Origin of the sequence: Stenotrophomonas capsici (genome assembly GCF_034961085.1) — a bacterium.
GTDB lineage: Bacteria > Pseudomonadota > Gammaproteobacteria > Xanthomonadales > Xanthomonadaceae > Stenotrophomonas > Stenotrophomonas capsici.
In genome coordinates this window covers 1-2,967 of sequence record NZ_JAYFUH010000222.1, presented here as the reverse complement: position 1 = coordinate 2,967, position 2,967 = coordinate 1, and the positions used below count along the sequence as shown (strand labels likewise).

At 64.1% G+C, this 2,967-nt stretch carries 3 protein-coding genes and 1 pseudogene; 3 read left to right on the top strand and 1 reads right to left on the bottom strand.

All coding sequences use genetic code 11. From position 1 onward, the window contains the following. Window positions 1-284: undecaprenyl-diphosphate phosphatase (locus VA603_RS11635; protein ID WP_323438944.1), on the bottom strand; the 284-nt coding region annotated here is incomplete at its 3' end. Window positions 285-500: 216 nt separating this feature from the next. On the opposite strand from VA603_RS11635, the gene glnA reads away from it, so the two are divergent. The 3 genes and pseudogenes from glnA to VA603_RS11620 form a co-directional block, all read left to right on the top strand. Further along, complete coding sequence (gene glnA, locus VA603_RS11630; protein WP_132862359.1) at window positions 501-1,910, top strand: type I glutamate--ammonia ligase; 1,410 nt, start codon at window positions 501-503, stop codon at window positions 1,908-1,910. Between the two features lie 308 nt (window positions 1,911-2,218). Beyond that, window positions 2,219-2,557, top strand: coding sequence for a P-II family nitrogen regulator (locus VA603_RS11625; RefSeq protein WP_132862360.1), 339 nt, complete (start codon window positions 2,219-2,221; stop codon window positions 2,555-2,557). Window positions 2,558-2,578: 21 nt separating this feature from the next. Next, a pseudogene (locus tag VA603_RS11620) lies at window positions 2,579-2,967 on the top strand (ammonium transporter); the annotation flags it as partial.

Genomic DNA, 2,967 nt, shown 5'->3' with positions numbered 1-2,967 from the left:
ACCGGCAGGCCGACCACGGCAGTGACCAGAAAGGCCACGCCCAGCTTCATGACGTAGTCGCGGTTCTCGCGCTGGCCCAGGCCGGTGGCCAGCGTCCACAACCGCTGCCGCAACGCCAGCGTCACCGCCAGGATGGCACCGGCCTGGATCACGAGGTTGAAGAAGTCCGAGCGGCTGCCCAGCCAGTGCTGGGCGATCAGCAGATGGCCGGTGCTGGAGATGGGGAGGAATTCGGTAAGGCCTTCGAGAATGCCCAGCAGGAGGGCGGAGAGCAGGTCGGACATGGAGATCGGTGGGGAAAAAGGCCGGTACAGCATAGTCCAAGTGATGTGTTGCACCTGCATGGTGCCGTGTACGCCGTTTGCACCTCCGTGGTGCAAACAGGTCGATGCAATTGCAACTTTCACCAAACAAAAACAATCACTTGCGATGCTTTCGGGGTTGGCACGCTACTTGCTCCTTCACCCCCACACGTCATCACCCATCCGAGGTTGCACCCGATGTCCCTGGAAAACGTTGAGAAGCTGATCAAGGACAACCAGGTCGAGTTCGTCGACCTGCGTTTCGTCGACATGCGCGGTATCGAGCAGCACGTGACCTTCCCGGTCTCGATCATCGAGCCGTCGCTGTTCGAGGAAGGCAAGATGTTCGATGGCAGCTCGATCGCCGGCTGGAAGGGCATCGCCGAATCGGACATGGTGCTGCTGCCGGACCCGGACAGCGCCTACCTGGACCCGTTCTACGCCGATCCGACCCTGGTGCTGACCTGCGACGTGCTCGACCCGGCCACCATGCAGGGCTATGGCCGCTGCCCGCGCGGCATCGCCAAGCGCGCCGAGGCCTACCTGAAGTCCTCCGGCATCGCCGACCTGGCCTTCTTCGGTCCGGAGCCGGAATTCTTCATCTTCGACTCGGTCCAGTTCGCCAATGACATGGGCCACACCTTCTTCAAGATCAACTCCGAGGAAGGTTCCTGGAACACCGGCAAGAGCTACGAAGGCACCAACAGCGGCTACCGCCCGACCGTGAAGGGCGGCTACTTCCCGGTGCCGCCGACCGACTCGCTGCACGATATCCGCGCCGAGATGTGCAAGGTGCTGGAAAAGGTCGGCATCGAAGTCGAAGTGCACCACCACGAAGTGGCCAACGCCGGCCAGTGCGAGATCGGCGCCAAGTTCAACACCCTGGTCACCAAGGCCGACGAACTGCAGCGCATGAAGCACGTCATCAAGAACGTGGCCCATCGCAACGGCAAGACCGTCACCTTCATGCCCAAGCCGCTGGTCGGCGACAACGGCAGCGGCATGCACGTGCACCAGTCGCTGGCCAAGGAAGGCAAGAACCTGTTCTCCGGTGACGGCTACGGTGGCCTGAGCCAGATGGCGCTGTGGTACATCGGCGGTATCTTCAAGCACGCCCGCGCCATCAACGCCTTCGCCAACTCCGGCACCAACAGCTACAAGCGCCTGGTCCCGGGCTTCGAAGCACCGGTGATGCTGGCCTACTCGGCCCGCAACCGTTCGGCCTCGTGCCGCATCCCGTGGGTGTCCAACCCGAAGGCACGCCGCATCGAGATGCGTTTCCCGGACCCGATCCAGTCCGGCTACCTGACCTTCACCGCGCTGATGATGGCCGGCCTGGACGGCATCAAGAACCAGATCGACCCGGGCGCGCCGAGCGACAAGGACCTGTACGACCTGCCGCCGGAAGAAGAGAAGCTGATCCCGCAGGTCTGCTCCTCGCTGGACCAGGCACTGGAAGCGCTGGACAAGGACCGCGAGTTCCTCAAGGCCGGTGGCGTGATGAGCGACGACTTCATCGATGCCTACATCGCGCTGAAGATGAAGGAAGTGACCGCGTTCCGCGCAGCCACCCACCCGCTGGAATACCAGCTGTACTACGCAAGCTGATCCTTTCAGGTGGCGATGACGAAGGGCACCCCTCCCACCTTCGTCATCGCCGCCGCCTTCAAGGCTGGGGAGCCTTGCAGGCGGTCTGAAGCAGGACGCACGGAAGCACCAGGGGCAAGAGAATCCGGACGCGCGCCATGGGCCATTCCTCCCTCCCGCGTCACTGCCGTCAGCGGCTGGAAAAGTGCTGCCGTCAGCGAGGCCCATGACACGTTCGGCGCAACAGCCAGCGGCCGCATCGCGGCCGGTGGAAGACACGAAGCCGGCCCGCAGGCGCGGGCCGGTCTCCTCCACTACGGGACATGCGCATGAAATTGATCTCCGCCATCATCCGGCCATTCAAGCTTGACGAGGTACGCGAGGCACTGGGCGCCGTCGGCGTTTCGGGCATCACCGTCACCGAGGTCAAGGGCTTTGGCCGCCAGAAGGGGCACACCGAGCTGTATCGCGGTGCCGAGTACGTCGTCGACTTCCTTCCCAAGATCCGCATCGAGACCGCCGTCACCGACGACCGCGTGGATGCGGTGATCGAAACCCTGCAGGGCGCGGCCGGCACCGGCAAGATCGGTGACGGCAAGATCTTCGTCACCCCGCTCGAGCAGGTGGTGCGTATCCGCACCGGTGAAACAGGCGCTGACGCGCTCTAACCCCCACAGCCGGAGTCGACAATGCGAACGGAATTTTTCACCGGGCTCAAGGCCCGGTTCGGTGGCCTGTGCCTGTCGTTCATGCTCGCTGTCATGGCGGTGGGCATGCTTCCCTCACACGCGTTGGCCCAGCAGGCCACGCCGCCGCAGCCGGAGGCAACGCAAGGCGCGGCACCGGCAGTTGCCGCCGAGGCCACGGCCGAAGCCGCCGCCGAGGCGGCACCCAGCTTCGATCGCGGGGACGTGGCGTGGATGCTCACCGCCACCTTGCTGGTGCTGATGATGGTGGTGCCGGGCTTGGCGCTGTTCTATGGCGGCCTGGTGCGTGCCAAGAACGTGCTCTCGGTGTTGAGCCAGGTGCTGGTGGTGTTCTCGCTGGTGCTGATGCTGTGGGTGGCCTATGGCTACAG

Excerpts from the sequence above, each read along its gene's own strand:
- VA603_RS11625 (WP_132862360.1), top strand. The coding sequence starts at position 2,219 with ATGAAATTGATCTCCGCCATCATCCGGCCATTCAAGCTTGACGAGGTA.
- glnA (WP_132862359.1), top strand. The coding sequence starts at position 501 with ATGTCCCTGGAAAACGTTGAGAAGCTGATCAAGGACAACCAGGTCGAG.